Source organism: Pseudomonas sp. H3_E04 (assembly GCF_054668915.1).
Genome location: NZ_CP162797.1, coordinates 2,802,374 through 2,816,985, shown reverse-complemented (window position 1 = coordinate 2,816,985; position 14,612 = coordinate 2,802,374). Strand labels below are relative to the sequence as shown.

General features: G+C 59.6%; 13 protein-coding genes. 8 read left to right on the top strand and 5 right to left on the bottom strand.

Translation table 11 applies throughout. The features are described 5' to 3' along the window. Window positions 1-124 precede the first annotated feature (124 nt). Together AB4N53_RS12630 and AB4N53_RS12625 are read left to right on the top strand one after the other, a co-directional pair. The gene (locus tag AB4N53_RS12630) at window positions 125-1,366 is read left to right on the top strand and encodes a glutamine synthetase family protein (protein WP_460125443.1); all 1,242 of its coding nucleotides are present in this window, start codon (window positions 125-127) and stop codon (window positions 1,364-1,366) included. A gap of 69 nt (window positions 1,367-1,435) precedes the next feature. Continuing rightward, window positions 1,436-2,818 carry an MFS transporter gene (locus tag AB4N53_RS12625; RefSeq protein WP_460120838.1) on the top strand — a complete coding sequence of 461 codons (1,383 nt, stop codon included), beginning with the start codon at window positions 1,436-1,438 and terminating at the stop codon, window positions 2,816-2,818. A gap of 73 nt (window positions 2,819-2,891) precedes the next feature. On the opposite strand, the gene AB4N53_RS12620 is transcribed toward AB4N53_RS12625, so the two are convergent. The 4 genes from AB4N53_RS12620 to flgA form a co-directional block, all read right to left on the bottom strand. Beyond that, window positions 2,892-3,638: a flagellar brake protein gene (locus AB4N53_RS12620; protein ID WP_041479276.1), complete on the bottom strand. Its 747-nt coding sequence runs from the start codon at window positions 3,636-3,638 to the stop codon at window positions 2,892-2,894. A gap of 89 nt (window positions 3,639-3,727) precedes the next feature. Beyond that, a complete protein-coding gene (locus tag AB4N53_RS12615; RefSeq protein WP_041479278.1) occupies window positions 3,728-4,195 on the bottom strand; it encodes a flagella synthesis protein FlgN in 468 nt (155 codons plus the stop codon). 48 nt (window positions 4,196-4,243) lie between these two features. Beyond that, window positions 4,244-4,570, bottom strand: a complete 327-nt coding sequence (flgM, locus tag AB4N53_RS12610) for a flagellar biosynthesis anti-sigma factor FlgM (RefSeq protein ID WP_016773609.1) — start codon at window positions 4,568-4,570, stop codon at window positions 4,244-4,246. Between the two features lie 162 nt (window positions 4,571-4,732). After that, the gene (gene flgA, locus AB4N53_RS12605) at window positions 4,733-5,494 is read right to left on the bottom strand and encodes a flagellar basal body P-ring formation chaperone FlgA (protein WP_217852925.1); all 762 of its coding nucleotides are present in this window, start codon (window positions 5,492-5,494) and stop codon (window positions 4,733-4,735) included. 82 nt (window positions 5,495-5,576) lie between these two features. On the opposite strand from flgA, the gene AB4N53_RS12600 reads away from it, so the two are divergent. From AB4N53_RS12600 to flgE, 6 genes are all read left to right on the top strand, one after another. After that, window positions 5,577-6,509, top strand: a complete 933-nt coding sequence (locus AB4N53_RS12600; RefSeq protein ID WP_016773611.1) for a chemotaxis protein CheV — start codon at window positions 5,577-5,579, stop codon at window positions 6,507-6,509. 46 nt (window positions 6,510-6,555) lie between these two features. Further along, on the top strand, window positions 6,556-7,383 hold the full coding sequence (gene cheR / locus AB4N53_RS12595) for a protein-glutamate O-methyltransferase CheR (protein WP_460120836.1): 828 nt from the start codon (window positions 6,556-6,558) through the stop codon (window positions 7,381-7,383). A gap of 370 nt (window positions 7,384-7,753) precedes the next feature. Continuing rightward, entirely contained in the window at window positions 7,754-8,164 is a 411-nt protein-coding gene (gene flgB / locus AB4N53_RS12590; RefSeq protein ID WP_016773613.1) for a flagellar basal body rod protein FlgB, read from the top strand. A 3-nt stretch (window positions 8,165-8,167) separates the two neighbouring features. Further along, complete coding sequence (gene flgC, locus AB4N53_RS12585; protein WP_016773614.1) at window positions 8,168-8,611, top strand: flagellar basal body rod protein FlgC; 444 nt, start codon at window positions 8,168-8,170, stop codon at window positions 8,609-8,611. 15 nt (window positions 8,612-8,626) lie between these two features. Beyond that, a complete protein-coding gene (gene flgD / locus AB4N53_RS12580; protein WP_460120834.1) occupies window positions 8,627-9,352 on the top strand; it encodes a flagellar hook assembly protein FlgD in 726 nt (241 codons plus the stop codon). A 31-nt stretch (window positions 9,353-9,383) separates the two neighbouring features. After that, window positions 9,384-10,718, top strand: a complete 1,335-nt coding sequence (gene flgE, locus AB4N53_RS12575; RefSeq protein WP_056788088.1) for a flagellar hook protein FlgE — start codon at window positions 9,384-9,386, stop codon at window positions 10,716-10,718. An 860-nt stretch (window positions 10,719-11,578) separates the two neighbouring features. On the opposite strand, the gene AB4N53_RS12570 is transcribed toward flgE, so the two are convergent. Continuing rightward, a complete protein-coding gene (locus AB4N53_RS12570; protein ID WP_024013986.1) occupies window positions 11,579-14,473 on the bottom strand; it encodes a ribonucleoside-diphosphate reductase subunit alpha in 2,895 nt (964 codons plus the stop codon). Between the last annotated feature and the right edge of the window lie 139 nt (window positions 14,474-14,612).

Below are 14,612 nucleotides of genomic sequence, written 5' to 3'. Positions count from 1 at the left end.
GCACAACAACAAGGATTGCGTCATGACAACCGATGGCCAGGGTTCACTCGCGCAGCGATTGACCGGCATTGATGAGATTGAATGTGTCACCCCGGATCTGAACGGTGTGCCACGGGGCAAGGTGATGACCGCCGAGGGTTTTCTCGAGGGGCGGCGTTTGCAGTTGGCGCGGGGTGTGCTGCTGCAATGCATCATGGGCGGCTATCCGCCGGCGCGGTTCTACGGCAGCGACGACGGCGATCTGGCGCTGGTTGCCGATCCTGCGCAGATTCACCGTTTGCCCTGGAGCGACGAGCCGCGTGCCATGGCGATTTGCGACGCCGACGAACTGAGCGGGGGGAGCTCAAGCCTCTCGACCCGTGGCCAGCTCAAAGCCGTCATCGCCCGATATGCCGCGCACGGTCTGGCGCCGGTGGTGGCGACCGAACTGGAATTTTTTGTCTTCGCACCGAACACCGATCCGACTCAGCCGTTCCGTCCGCCGATTGGCCTCGACGGCCGCCGCGAGGATGGCCAGTCGGCGTTCAGCGTCAGTTCCAACAACGGTCTGCGGCCGTTCTTCAGCGAAGTGTATAAATGCATGGCCGCCCTCGGCCTGCCGCGCGACACCTTCATGCATGAAATGGGCGTCAGCCAGTTCGAGATCAATCTGCTGCACGGCGACCCGCTGCTGCTGGCCGATCAGACGTTCCTGTTCAAACACCTGCTCAAGGAAGTCGCGCTCAAGCATGGCCTGAGCGTGGTGTGCATGGCCAAACCGCTGGCGCACACGCCAGGCAGTTCAATGCATATTCACCAGAGCATCGTTGAAATCGGCAGCGGCAGGAATGTCTTCACTGACTCGAACGGCGAGCCGACGTCGATGTTCCGCCACTTCATCGGCGGGCAACAGGCAGGCCTCGCCGATTTCACCGCACTGTTTGCGCCCAACGTGAATTCCTATCAGCGCCTGTGTCATCCGTACGCGTCGCCGAACAATGCCTGCTGGTCCCATGACAATCGCGCCGCCGGCTTGCGTATTCCCGCCAGCTCGCCGGTCGCACGTCGGGTCGAAAATCGTCTGCCGGGCGCCGACGCCAATCCGTATCTGGCGATCGCCGCCAGTCTGGCTGCGGGTTTGCATGGCATCGAGCAGGAACTGGAGCCGAGCGCGGCAATCCAGGGTGAATTCACCGTGCCGGATAATCTGGCCTTGCCGTGTACCTTGCACGCCGCGCTTGAGCGTCTGAAACGTAGCCAGTTGGCGAGGGAACTGTTCGGGTCGGAGTTCATCGAAGGCTACATCGCTTCGAAGACCATGGAGTTGACCAGCTTCTTTGATGAAATCACTCCCTGGGAGCGCCGTGTGCTGGCCGCCCAGGCCTGACGTATCGCTGCTGCCGGGCAGTCGTTCTGACTGCTCGGTATTTACTGCAAGGAGCCGCTCGGAACGCCGATGCGCCAAATCTGGAAATCCTTTCGAGCGCTGTATTTCGCCTCGCTGATGATGTTGATCGGCTCAGGCCTTCTTTCTACTTATCTGGCTTTGCGTCTGGCCGCCGACAACGTCGACGGGCTGTGGGTCGGTGCGCTGATGGCGGCCAACTATTTCGGTCTGGTGCTGGGCGGCAAGATCGGCCATCGCCTGATTGCCCGGGTCGGGCATATCCGTGCGTACTCGGCGTGTGCCGGGATCGTCGGCGCGGCGGTGCTCGGCCATGGTCTGGTGGACTGGCTGCCGGCGTGGCTGGTGCTGCGGACCATCGTCGGTCTCGGCATGATGTGTCAGTACATGGTCATCGAGAGCTGGCTCAACGAGCAGGCCGATGCCAATCAGCGCGGGCTGGTGTTCAGCGGTTACATGATCGCCTCGTATTTGGGCCTGGTGCTGGGCCAGCTGATTCTGGTCATGCACCCCGGCCTCGGTCTGGAACTGCTGATGCTGGTCGCGCTGTGCTTTGCCCTGTGTCTGGTGCCGGTAACGTTGACCCGACGGATTCACCCGGCGCCCCTGCACCCCGCTCCGATGGAGCCGCGCTTCTTCATCAAACGCGTGCCGCAATCGCTGAGCACGGTGCTCGGCGCCGGTCTGATCATCGGTTCGTTCTACGGTCTGGCGCCGCTGTATGCCTCGCAGCAGGGGCTGTCGACCGAGCAGGTCGGTCTGTTCATGGGTAGCTGCATTTTTGCCGGTTTGCTGGTGCAGTGGCCGTTGGGCTGGTTGTCCGACCGTTATGACCGTGCGCTGCTGATTCGCTGCTTTGCCGGGTTTCTGGCGGTTGCGGCGTTGCCGTTGGCGATCATGCCGCAGGTGCCGCTGGAGGTGCTGTTCGTCGTCGGCTTCTTCTGTTCGCTGGTGCAATTCTGCCTGTATCCGCTGGCGGTGGCGTTTTCCAACGACCACGTCGAAGGCGATCGCCGAGTGTCGCTGACCGCCATGTTGCTGGTGACTTACGGCGTCGGCGCGAGCATCGGGCCGCTGCTGGCGGGTGTACTGATGAAGTTTCTCGGCAGTCAGAGCCTGTATGCGTTCTTCAGTTTCTTCGCGCTGGTGCTGGTCTGGCGGATTCGTCCGAAAGCGGTCACCAACCTGCACCAGGTCGACGACGCACCGCTGCATCACGTGGCAATGCCGGACAGCATGTCGAGCTCGCCGCTGGTGGCGGCGCTTGACCCGCGTGTCGATGAGCAGGTGGTGCAGGAGCAGATGGTCCAGGACCCGGCGCCGAGCAATCCCGAACCGGAGCCCGAAGCTCAGCCGGGAGCGGTCGTTGAAACCGAACCGGACAGCGGCGATGACGACAAGCCTGCGCCGGATATCAGTGGCGGCAGGCCCTGAGCCGAAGATAAACGTCCGCGCATGAAAAAGGGCAGTCCCGCACAGGACTGCCCTTTTTATTGATCGCTGCGACTCAGAGATCGTCTTTGTCGAAACGCCGTGCTTCACGTTGCAACTGGTAAACAAAACGCTCGACGTTGCGCGCAGCCTGGCCACTGATGTTGTGGAAGCGCAGCCCGGCGAAGGTGATGTTGAGTTTTTCTTCGAAATGCAGATAGCGCAGTTCGACCGATGTTGGCTGGTTGCCGAACAGCGGCGGGGCGATCAGGCGATCGTAGACCTGGCCCAGTTGCAGGCGATCAGTGATGTCGCCTTCGAAGCGGAATTTGCAGCCAGTGGCGGAGATATCCAGCAGCTTGCCGTGCAGAGGAACCTTGAGCTTTTCGCCGCCCAGTTCAACGCTGACCAGATCGGTGAGCTTCAACGCAGCGCGGAAGGCGTTACGGCGCTGGTGATAGACCACTTCGCTTGGCAGGTCGCCGGTGTAGAAACGGTCACCGTCGGATTCTTCGATGTTCAGCGTGCCGTTGCATTCCCAGGCGATGCGCACGCCGTCATGAAAGCCTTCGACCTTGAACGGTTCGCCAGCCTGGAGGAAGCGCTCGCCATCGCGCGGGATCATTTCGTCCAGTGCGATCGTTGCGGTTTCGCGGTCGACCTTGATCAGGTAACTCTGAAAGCGCTGGCTGCGTTCATGGAAGGTGATGATCAGCGGATCGTGGCTGTCTTGCAGCTGGCGCAGGTTGCTGGAGATTTCCAGTGGCGTGGTGAGCACCTTCGGAGGCTGCGGAGCATCATCCGCGCTTAGGGTGTTGGACACGGTTCTTCAATCTCCAGACAAAATAAGACGACTGGCCAGTATTTTGCCAGCATGTTGCGCAAGTGGATAGTGCAGGGCCAGCGAATGGCTCATGCCTGGCTGAGCGTTCGCGGCTTGACCGGTTTGGCAAAGGTCCCGCTGGCGTCGTACAGCGCTGGCGGCTCACCGCCGGTGAGGATCTTCAGCTGATTGGCGGTGGTCGCCTGCTGGATCTGGATCGACTGGCCGTTCTTGACGTTGGCCGCCTGGCATTGGGCGATCAGCGCGGTCAGGGCATCGCCCTGGGTCAGCAACTGGTCGCCAATGCTCGACTGGCTGGCCAGTTGCTCAAGACCTGTGCGATCGGTCGGCAGGTTGAGGCTGGCGAGGATTTCGCTGCGCTTGCGGCCATGCTGCTCGAGCAGAATGATCAACGCTTGCTTGGTCGCCAGAATTTCTTCCAGCAACGGCATGTCGCGACCATGCAAAGCGAGGGATTCGGTTTGCAATAACTCCAGCAATTGTTGCGCTGGAGCAAAGTCGTCGTTGATCAGTTGCAATAAGTTAGTGTCGTGCATGGCTGGCCTTGGGGTTTAAGCGTCCAAAAGCCTGGCGCCGGCAAAAGCCTAGCGCTGGGCTTCGAAGTTGAGCAGTTTGCTGGCTACACGGTTGCTGTCGACTTTATAGCTGCCATCGGCAATCGCGGCTTTCAACTCGGCCACACGGGCTTTGTCGACAGCAGGCTGATCGCGCAGCTTGTCAGTGACCTTCTGCAACTGTTGAGCCTCATTGCTGAGGTGTACCGACTCCCCGCTTTTGGCGACATTGGCCTGTTCGGCCTGGGTATTCAGCGGCGCGGAGGGGCTGTTTTCAGCGCTTTCCTTGGCGTTGCTGGTACGTGTGCTGCCGGTTAGTGACGAGGAACTGTTCAATCGGTTGAAATCGATAACCATGATAAAAAACCTCTGGGAATTTGGACGCTTGCCATGTTTTCGGCTATCCCCTGAAAAACTTTAGGCCCAATCAACCATAAGCTTGCATGCGCCGTTGCGAGACCTGCTGCGGCACAGTTTAGGGAAGCGACGGGATCGGCGCCAGTTTTCTCCTCGAGGCTTTTACATGGCCACTTCGACCTGTCCCGGCGCAATCACCTGCGCCTTGATAACTCTTTGAGAATTAAGGTTTTTTACTCGAATCTGTTCTTTCATGCCGCCATTGGAGAGCGCTTCGCCCGGCATGCGTACGGCAAGGGTGCCACTGCGCGCAGTGATCACCACTTGGTCACCCTTGCGCACGACTTCGGCCTGTTCCAGATGCACCAGTGTGATGACCTGATCGGCGACCGTTGGTCGGGTAAGTTTCTGCCCGATCGCTTCGTCGACGGAGGTCAGGAAACCCTGATTGATCGTGCTGACATCGCGCTCGCGCAAAGTCACATCCTGCGGCTCGATAATGCCGGCGCGTTTCAGCGGACGAGTGGTCGTTACGATCTCGCGAAACAGGCGGACTTGAGCGGGTACGAACACCGTCCAGGGCGAACTGCCTTCGCAGCGAACCTTCACCGTAACGCGCCCCAGCGGGCGTGCCGGGCTCTCCAGAGTCGCTGTCAATTCCTTGTCGCACATGGGCATGCGCATGCGCGGGTCGAGCTGGTTGACTTCGATTTCGTAGCGGCCTTCGGTTTGACTGGAAGCCAAATAGTCTTCTACGGTGAATTCAAGAAAGCCCTGAGTCACGCCGATAAGCATATCAGGCAAGGTAACCGCATCTGCATTGGCAGGACTGCCAGCAAGCGAGCAGCAAACGGCGGCCACCGCGCAAAGCCCTTTGCGAAGGGTAGAGGTCAGGCGTCGGGAAAATGTCGTTTGAGCGTTCATACGAGTTAAAAAGCAAGCGCCGTGCCGTTTAGCAATGAATGTGCGTCGCAACAACACTTGGCGTTGATGTAGGAGTCTGGGCATGGCTGGTGTAATGGATTCGGTGAACCAGCGCACGCAACTGGTAGGGCAGAATCGCCTCGAGCTGCTGTTGTTCCGTCTCGACGGGCCGCAGCTCTACGGGATCAACGTGTTCAAGGTGCGGGAAGTGTTGCAGTGCCCGTCCCTGACCTTGATGCCCAAATCCAGTCCTGTCGTGTGCGGGGTAGCGAATATACGGGGAGCGACCATTCCGATCCTGGATCTGGCAATGGCAACGGGCTCCGGTGCGTTGAAAGACAAGAACAGCCCGTTCGTGATCATCACGGAGTACAACACCAAGACCCAGGGTTTCCTGGTCCGCTCGGTGGAGCGCATCGTCAACATGAACTGGGAAGAGATCCATCCGCCACCCAAGGGCACCGGTCGCGATCATTACCTGACCGCTGTGACGCGGGTCGACAACCAGTTGGTCGAAATCATCGACGTCGAGAAGGTGCTGGCTGAAGTGGCGCCGACCCCGGAAGCGATTTCGGTGGGCGTGGTCGATGTCGAGACGCAGACCAAGGCGCTGTCGCTGCGGGTACTGACGGTCGATGACTCGTCGGTGGCGCGCAAGCAGGTCACGCGTTGTCTGCAGACCATCGGTGTCGAAGTGGTGGCGCTGAACGACGGCAAGCAGGCGCTGGATTACCTGCGCAAGCTGGTCGACGAGGGCAAGAAGCCGGAAGAAGAGTTCCTGATGATGATTTCCGACATCGAGATGCCGGAGATGGACGGGTACACCCTGACGGCGGAAATCCGCGGCGACGCGCGCATGCAAAAGCTCCATATCATCCTGCATACTTCGTTGTCGGGGGTATTCAATCAGGCGATGGTGAAGAAAGTCGGTGCTGATGACTTTCTGGCCAAATTCCGTCCTGATGACCTCGCATCCCGGGTAGTCGACCGGATCAAAGCTGCAGATATCAGCTAGGGACCTTCTGTCCCTGGCGTTCAACACGATTTAAGAGGCGGCATCATTGTCTACGGGTAATTTGGATTTCGAACAGTTCCGGGTCTTCCTGGAAAAAGCCTGTGGCATTCTGCTCGGTGAAAACAAGCAGTATCTGGTCTCGAGCCGTCTCAACAAACTGATGGAGCAGCAAGGCATCAAGTCCCTGGGTGAGCTGGTACAGCGCATCCAGACCCAGCCGCGCAGCGGTTTGCGCGAGCAGGTGGTCGATGCCATGACGACCAACGAAACCCTGTGGTTTCGCGACACCTATCCGTTTGAAGTCTTGAAGAACAAGGTACTGCCGGAAGCGATCAAGGCCAGCCCCAACCAGCGTCTGCGGATCTGGTCGGCGGCCTGCTCGTCGGGGCAGGAACCGTACTCGCTGTCGATGTCGATCGACGAGTTCGAGCGCAGCAACCTTGGCCAGTTGAAGATGGGCGTGCAGATCGTTGCCACTGATCTGTCGGGGCTGATGCTCAATAACTGCAAGACCGGCGAGTACGACAGCCTGGCGATCGGTCGAGGTTTGTCGCCGGATCGCCTGCAGCGCTACTTCGACCCGAAGGGGCCGGGGCGCTGGGTGGTCAAGGCGCCGATCAAGAGCCGGGTGGAATTCCGCTCCTTTAACCTGCTCGACAGCTACGCAGCGCTGGGCAAGTTCGACATCGTGTTCTGCCGCAACGTGTTGATCTACTTCTCTGCCGAAGTGAAGAAGGACATCCTGTTGCGCATTCACAGCACGTTGAAGCCGGGCGGGTACCTGTTCCTTGGCGCTTCGGAAGCGCTGAACGGTTTGCCGGATCATTACCAGATGGTTCAGTGCAGCCCGGGGATTATCTACAAGGCGAAATAAGCGGTTTGCGCTGATACAAAAAACGGGAAGCCCGCAAAGGCCTCCCGTTTTTTTATGCCCGAATTATTTTCCACGAACACCACAAACCCCCTGTGGGAGCAGCCTGTTCGCCAAAGCGGTCTGTCCGTAAGACAGTTGGCGCCTGACACGCCCCCTTCGCGAGCAGGCTCGCTCCCACACGGATCTGCGCTGACCTGGCAACGACGGCAAGCGGCAGAAAAGCGGCATCCGGCGGTAACCGGTTGCCGCTTTTCTGGCATTGCCGCTTTGCCTGTTCGGCGCAAAGCCCCGGAATACGGGGGTTCTTCCATTTGGCACGGCGCTTGCTAAAGCTCAGATACGAAAAACCGGTCACCTGAAGGTTCCCGACATGAGCATCAGCTTCGACAAAGCGCTGGGCATTCACGAAAAGGCATTGGGCTTCCGCGCCCAGCGTGCCGAAGTGCTGGCCAACAACATCGCCAACGCCGACACCCCGAACTACAAGGCGCGGGATCTGGATTTCTCCAAAGTGCTCGAAGCACAGACCGAGAAGACCAAGACCGGCGGCCACTTTGCCCTGAACATGACCAACAGCCGGCACATCGAGGCTGAAGGGCTGGGCAACGGCGACGAGTCGCTGATGTATCGCACGCCGATGCAGCCTTCTATCGACCAGAACACCGTCGACGCTCAACTGGAACAGTCGAACTACGCGGAAAACGCCGTCGGCTTCCAGGCCAGCTTCACCTTGCTCAACAGCAAATTCAAAGGGCTGGTGTCAGCCCTGCGCGGAGAATAATCCATGTCCCTGTCCAGCGTTTTCAACATTGCCGGCAGCGGCATGAGCGCGCAGACCACGCGTCTGAACACCGTGGCCTCGAACATCGCCAACGCCGAAACCGTCTCGTCGAGCATCGACCAGACCTACCGCGCCCGTCACCCGGTGTTCGCCACCATGTTCCAGGGCGGCCAGGCCGGCGGCAGCAACTCGCTGTTCCAGAACCAGGACGCGGCCGGGCAGGGCGTGCAGGTACTCGGCGTTGTCGAAGACCAGAGCAACCTCGAAGCGCGCTACGAGCCGAACCATCCGGCTGCCGACGCCAAGGGCTACGTTTACTACCCGAACGTCAACGTGGTGGAAGAAATGGCTGACATGATTTCCGCGAGCCGGTCGTTCCAGACCAACGCCGAAATGATGAACACCGCCAAAACCATGATGCAGAAGGTACTGACCCTCGGTCAGTAATAAGGGGCGAGTGCCATGAGCGTTACGGATACCACCAGCAGCCTGAGCATGAATGACATCCTGGCCAACTCGTCGAAGACGAGTAGCACTACGTCGGGTGGCATTGCTTCGGCGACCAACAGTGCCACCGGCGGTCAAGCGCTGGGCAAGGATGCATTCCTGCAGTTGCTGGTCACCCAGCTGAAAAACCAGAACCCGCTCGACCCGCAGGACAACAGCGCCTTCGTCGCGCAGTTGGCGCAGTTCAGCAGCCTTGAAGGCATCACCACGCTGAACTCCACTGTCAGTGGCCTGGCCGGCAACTACAACTCGTCGCAGGCGCTGCAAGCGTCGTCGCTGGTCGGTCGCAACGTGATCGTGCAGACCAACACCGCCCAGCTCGATGACCCGAGCAAAGGCCTGACCGGTTCGGTCACCGTGCCTTCGTCGATTGCCGGCGGCACCGTGACCATTACCGACAAGGACGGCAAGACCGTGCGCACCATCGACCTGGGCAGCCGCGCTGCCGGCGATGCCAGTTTCACTTGGGACGGCAAGGACACCGCCGGCACCGTGGTTCCGGTCGGCACTTACACGTTCAAGGCCAACGCACCGATCAACGGCACCGCGACCGACCTGGCGACTTACCTGCCAGCGACCGTCAACAGCGTGACGATCAGCCAGACCGGTGGCGAGCTGATGCTCAACCTGGCCGGCAAGGGCACCGTTGCCCTGTCCAAAGTACAAACCATTGGTATATAGAGCCGACTAACCCGGCACGAAGGAGTGGAACATGTCTTTTAACATCGGCCTTAGCGGTCTCTATGCCGCCAACAAACAACTCGACGTAACCGGCAACAACATCGCCAACGTCGCCACCGCCGGTTTCAAATCCTCGCGCGCAGAATTCGAAGACGTCTATTCGTCAACTCGTCTGGGCAGCGGCAGCAAAGTCATCGGTAACGGCGTACGCCTGGCCAACGTTTCCCAGCAGTTCACCCAGGGTGACATCAACAACACTGGCAACGTGCTGGACATGGGCATCAACGGTTCCGGCTTCTTCACCATGAGCAACAACGGCTCGATCTCGTACACCCGTGCCGGTACGTTCAAGGTCGACAACGCCGGTTACATCACCAACACCGACTACACCTCGCGTCTGCAGGGTTACGGTGTGGATGCCAACGGCAAGATCATCAACGGCGTGTTGACCGATCTGAAGATCGACACCTCGAACCTGGCGCCGAAGTCGTCTTCTGCGGTGACCTCGAGCATCAACCTCAATTCGTCTTCGCCAGTGATCGTCGATACCGGCGCCAGCGCCGTGACGTTCGACCCGTCGAAGCCGGAAACGTACACCAAGTCGTTCAGCACACCGATCTATGACACCCAGGGCAACGCCCACGTCATGGACCAGTACATGGTCAAGACTGGCGGGAACACCTGGAAGGTTTACACCCTGGTCGATGGCCGTAACCCGGACGCTACCGGCAGCAACCCTGTGACCACTGCGCCGGTCGCTTCGACATTGTCGTTCGACAGCTCCGGCAAGCTGGTTCAGGTGAGCACGCCTAACCCGGCGGATCCGGCCAACCCGATCATCAGCAGCGATCTGAAGATGACCGGCTGGGTGCCGGGCACTGTGACCAATGGCGTGTTTACGCCTAACGGCGCGGCAGCGAACCCGAATGGCGTGACCATCTCGATGGCCAACACCACGCAGTACAACGCTGATACCTCGCGTACGATCCCGACTCAGGATGGTTACGCCACTGGCCAGATCACTAACCTGACCATCGACGGCACCGGTACGCTGTTCGCCAACTTCAGCAACAACCAGAGCAAGGCGATCGGTCAGGTTGCGCTGGCCAGCTTCACCAACGAACAGGGCTTGCAGGCTGTCGGTGGCACTAGCTGGAAAGAGACTTTCGCTTCGGGCATTCCGGGCTACGACGCGCCGAAGACCGGTACGTTGGGTGAGGTGGTGTCGAACTCGCTGGAAGAGTCGAACGTTAACCTGACCAATGAGCTGGTTGATCTGATCAAGGGTCAGAGCAACTATCAAGCGAACGCGAAGACCATTTCGACGCAGAGCACGATTATGCAGACCATTATTCAGATGACCTGATTCGGGTTTCTGACTGGTTTTTTGGGCCCCTCGGTTTTGAGGGGCTTTTTTTTGGGTCGTGGCGGCCTTTGGGCCGACCAGGCTGTTGGGGTTTTGGGTGTATATCCGTTTCTGCGGGTGTTGCTGATTACGGTTTCGCCCTTACGGCGACTTACTTTTTTACAAGCGCCAAAAAAAGTAAGCAAAAAACGCTAGCTCCTACGTTCGGCCCGCTCGCTGGGGCTCGGGGTACCTTCGCTCCGGGACTGATCCGGGCGCAGCGGCTACGGTTTGCTTCGCTGCACCTCCTTCCGCTGTGTCTGGCTGCGCCAGACGGTCGCTGCGCTCCCACGCCCGGATCAATCCCTCCACTCAGCCTTCCGACGTCGCCGGTGGATCAAGATCAAGAGCACTCGAGCTTGCGCTCATTGTTGAGTGGTGCGGCTTCGCCGCGGGCAGCTGCGCTGCTTTGCCTTTTTGTGGGAGCGAGCTTGCTCGCGAAGGCGGCCTGTCAGCCGACCTGTTCTTGAAGTGGTACCCAATCCAACTGTAGGAGCTGCCGAAGGCTGCGATCTTTTGATCTGGCTTTTGCTTTTGCTTTGGCTTTGGCTTTTGATCCGGCTTTTGATCTTTTGCCCCTTCGGCAGGCTTCGTTACGGGATCGATCCGGGGGGGGAGCGCAGCGACCGTACGACCAGGTCTCTGAAAAGGTGACTCGCTGTAAGAGCGAAACCATAAGAAGCCGTTTCCGCAGCAACGGATATTCACCCAAGCCCAAACCAACCCCCAAAAAACAAACCCCCGACAAACCGGAAGTCTGTCGGGGGTTTTCTTTTGCTTTGAGATATCAGGCGTCTTGCAACGCCTGGTCTCAGCTCAGCTTACTGGCAAGCTTCGCAATCCGGCTCGTCAATTGCGCAGGCCTTTGGCACTGGCGCCGGGCCTGCCGGAGCGGCCAGAACCGAATCGTCGCCGTGGTTGCCGCCGCTGGAAACAGCGTTCAGCTTACCGGTGTTGATGGTCGACTTCTCGGTGCTGGTCGCGGCCAGGGCACGGAGGTAGTAGGTGGTTTTCAGACCACGGTACCAGGCCATGCGGTAGGTCACGTCGAGCTTCTTGCCCGATGCGCCGGCGATGTACAGGTTCAGCGACTGGGCCTGGTCGATCCACTTCTGACGACGGCTGGCGGCGTCAACGATCCACTTGGTGTCCACTTCGAACGCGGTCGCGTAGAGCTCTTTGAGTTCTTGCGGGATGCGCTCGATCTGCTGCACCGAACCGTCGTAGTACTTCAGGTCGTTGATCATCACCGAGTCCCACAGACCGCGAGCCTTCAGGTCGCGAACCAGGTACGGGTTGATCACGGTGAATTCGCCCGACAGGTTCGATTTCACGTACAGGTTCTGGTAGGTCGGTTCGATCGACTGCGAGACGCCAGTGATGTTGGCGATGGTCGCGGTCGGTGCGATGGCCATGATGTTCGAGTTACGGATGCCTTTCTGTACACGGGCGCGAACCGGTGCCCAGTCGAGGGTTTCCTTCAGGTCGACGTCGATGTACTTCTCGCCACGCTGTTCGATCAGGATCTGTTGCGAATCCAGCGGCAGGATGCCCTTGGACCACAGCGAACCGTTGAACGTCTCGTAGGCGCCGCGCTCGTCGGCCAGGTCGCAGGAAGCTTGGATCGCGTAGTAGCTGACCGCTTCCATCGACTTGTCGGCGAACTCGACGGCAGCGTCGGAGCCGTAGGCGATGTGCTGCAGGTACAGAGCGTCCTGGAAGCCCATGATGCCGAGACCGACCGGACGGTGGCGGAAGTTGGAGTTCTTCGCTTGCGGCACCGAGTAGTAGTTGATGTCGATCACGTTATCGAGCATGCGCACGGCAGTGTTCACGGTGCGTTGCAGCTTGGCGGTATCGAGCTTGCCGTCGACGATGTGGTTCGGCAGGTTGATCGAGCCCAGGTTGCAAACGGCGATTTCGTCCTTGTTGGTGTTCAAGGTGATCTCGGTGCACAGGTTCGAGCTGTGGACCACGCCGACGTGCTGCTGCGGGCTGCGCAGGTTGCACGGGTCTTTGAAAGTCAGCCATGGGTGGCCGGTTTCGAAGAGCATGGAGAGCATCTTGCGCCACAGGTCTTTGGCCTGGATGGTCTTGAACAGCTTGACCTTGCCCGGGTACTCGGTCAGCGCTTCGTAGTACTCGTAGCGCTCTTCGAAGGCTTTACCAGTCAGGTCGTGCAGGTCCGGAACTTCGGATGGCGAGAACAGGGTCCACTTGCCGTCATCGAAGACGCGCTTCATGAACAGGTCAGGGATCCAGTTGGCGGTGTTCATGTCGTGGGTACGACGACGATCGTCACCGGTGTTCTTGCGCAGCTCGATGAACTCTTCGATGTCCATGTGCCAGGTTTCCAGGTAGGCACACACCGCGCCTTTGCGCTTGCCACCCTGGTTCACGGCCACAGCGGTGTCGTTCACCACTTTGAGGAACGGCACCACGCCTTGCGACTTGCCGTTGGTGCCCTTGATGTACGAACCCAGCGCACGAACAGGCGTCCAGTCGTTGCCCAGACCACCGGCAAATTTCGACAGCATGGCGTTGTCGTGGATCGCGTGATAGATGCCCGAAAGGTCATCCGGCACGGTAGTCAGGTAGCAGCTCGACAGCTGTGGACGCAGAGTACCGGCGTTGAACAGGGTCGGGGTCGAAGCCATGTAGTCGAACGAGGACAGCAGGTTGTAGAACTCGATCGCACGGTCTTCTTTCTGCTTTTCTTCGATCGCAAGACCCATGGCCACGCGCATGAAGAAGATCTGCGGCAGTTCGAAACGCACGCCATCCTTGTGGATGAAGTAGCGGTCGTACAGGGTCTGCAGGCCGAGGTAGGTGAATTGCTGATCGCGCTCGTGGTTGATCGCCTTGCCCAGTTTTTCCAGGTCGAAGGTGGCCAGCACAGGGTTCAGCAGTTCGAACTCGATACCTTTGGCGATGTACGCCGGCAGGGCCTTGGCGTACAGGTCGGCCATTTCGTGATGGGTGGCGCTTTCGGCGACTTCGAGGAAGTTCAGGCCTTCGGCACGCAGGGTGTCCATCAGCAGGCGGGCGGTGACGAACGAGTAGTTCGGCTCGCGCTCGACCAGGGTACGGGCGGTCATCACCAGGGCGGTGTTGACGTCGGTCAGGGCCACGCCGTCATACAGGTTCTTCAGTGTTTCGCGCTGGATCAGGTCGCCGTCGACTTCTTCCAGGCCTTCGCAGGCCTCGGTGACGATGGTGTTCAGACGGCCCATGTCCAGCGGCGCCAGGCTACCGTCGGCACGCGTGATGCGGATCGACGGGTGCGCATTGACGGCAGCTTCGGCCGGCGCGTGGGCAGCGCGTTCTTTCGAACGGCCGTCGCGGTAGATCACGTAGTCACGGGCAACTTTCTGCTCGCCGGCACGCATCAGGGCCAGTTCGACCTGGTCCTGGATTTCTTCGATGTGGATGGTGCCGCCCGATGGCATGCGACGCTTGAAGGTCGCGGTGACCTGCTCGGTCAGGCGCGCAACGGTGTCATGGATTCGCGACGAAGCGGCAGCGGTGCCGCCCTCAACTGCGAGAAACGCTTTGGTGATAGCGACGGTGATCTTGTCATCAGTGTAAGGAACGACAGTGCCATTACGCTTGATCACGCGCAGCTGGCCAGGCGCGGTGGCTGCCAGATCCGAAGTCGAATCGGCGGCCTGCGGCAAGGTGCCCTGCGGGTTCTCGCGAGTTGTGTCGGTTTGCATGGGGGGTGGTCTCCACATTCTCTATGTTTGTTTGGCACCGTCATGGTGCTCACCGTTCTGTACCGAAGCACTGCAACCGACGGGCGTCGGCATTACAAACTTCGGAACAGTAGGAAAAAGGCTGCAACGCCGCATCCTT

Excerpts from the sequence above, each read along its gene's own strand:
- AB4N53_RS12570 (WP_024013986.1), bottom strand. The coding sequence starts at position 14,473 with ATGCAAACCGACACAACTCGCGAGAACCCGCAGGGCACCTTGCCGCAG.
- flgM (WP_016773609.1), bottom strand. The coding sequence starts at position 4,570 with ATGGTTATCGATTTCAACCGATTGAACAGTTCCTCGTCACTAACCGGC.
- flgE (WP_056788088.1), top strand. The coding sequence starts at position 9,384 with ATGTCTTTTAACATCGGCCTTAGCGGTCTCTATGCCGCCAACAAACAA.
- flgA (WP_217852925.1), bottom strand. The coding sequence starts at position 5,494 with ATGAACGCTCAAACGACATTTTCCCGACGCCTGACCTCTACCCTTCGC.
- AB4N53_RS12630 (WP_460125443.1), top strand. The coding sequence starts at position 125 with ATGACCGCCGAGGGTTTTCTCGAGGGGCGGCGTTTGCAGTTGGCGCGG.
- AB4N53_RS12625 (WP_460120838.1), top strand. The coding sequence starts at position 1,436 with ATGCGCCAAATCTGGAAATCCTTTCGAGCGCTGTATTTCGCCTCGCTG.
- flgB (WP_016773613.1), top strand. The coding sequence starts at position 7,754 with ATGAGCATCAGCTTCGACAAAGCGCTGGGCATTCACGAAAAGGCATTG.
- AB4N53_RS12600 (WP_016773611.1), top strand. The coding sequence starts at position 5,577 with ATGGCTGGTGTAATGGATTCGGTGAACCAGCGCACGCAACTGGTAGGG.
- AB4N53_RS12615 (WP_041479278.1), bottom strand. The coding sequence starts at position 4,195 with ATGCACGACACTAACTTATTGCAACTGATCAACGACGACTTTGCTCCA.
- flgD (WP_460120834.1), top strand. The coding sequence starts at position 8,627 with ATGAGCGTTACGGATACCACCAGCAGCCTGAGCATGAATGACATCCTG.
- flgC (WP_016773614.1), top strand. The coding sequence starts at position 8,168 with ATGTCCCTGTCCAGCGTTTTCAACATTGCCGGCAGCGGCATGAGCGCG.